Source organism: Vibrio sp. D173a (assembly GCF_030248475.1).
On record NZ_JAHGAH010001053.1, the window covers coordinates 1 to 646 of the forward strand.

Annotated in this window: 1 protein-coding gene; it reads left to right on the forward strand. The window is 49.8% G+C overall.

Going from position 1 to position 646, the window contains the following annotated elements; genetic code table 11:
- The coding region (locus tag KIV40_RS31230) for a methyl-accepting chemotaxis protein (protein ID WP_285353183.1) at positions 1–646 on the forward strand (646 nt) is incomplete at both ends.

Sequence of the window (646 nt, forward strand, 5' to 3'; positions counted from 1 at the left end):
GCAGATCGTTGAATACACTTGGACTCAAAAACTGCCAGATGGAACTATCGAAGAAAAACTCTCTATCGCAGAGAAAACTCCGCATTGGGGATGGGTTGTCGGTACAGGTATTGGCTTTAACGAGGTTAACTCGCGTTTCTGGTCAACTGCTCAGTGGCAACTGTTTCTCTGCTTAGTTATCGCAGGCGCTATCCTGTCGAGCCTAATCTTCTCAATCAAACGCATGCTGGCGCTGTTAGGTGGTGAACCTAAGGATGTGAGAGCCGCTGTACAAGCTGTAGCGCAAGGTAAGATCCAGACATCCTTCGATACCAAGCCTGAAGACGGCAGCATCTATCACGCAGTGCAGCAGATGAGTCAGTCGTTGGCTGAGTTGGTTTCCAACTTAAACGCCTCCATGCTGCAGCGCGTAGAAGACCGTGCAGGCTCGATAGCTCAGCTGACTGAAACTCAGCAACAATCAACGGAAATGATCGCAACAGCAATGACTGAGATGGCCTCTTCTGCCAACAATGTGGCTGACTCAGCAGGTGATACCGCGCGTAACACCGATGAAGCAGATAAACAGAGCCAACACACTCAACGCTTGATCCACAACACGGTAGACAACATCCAAGGTTTAGCTGGGCAACTGAACACTGCGAGT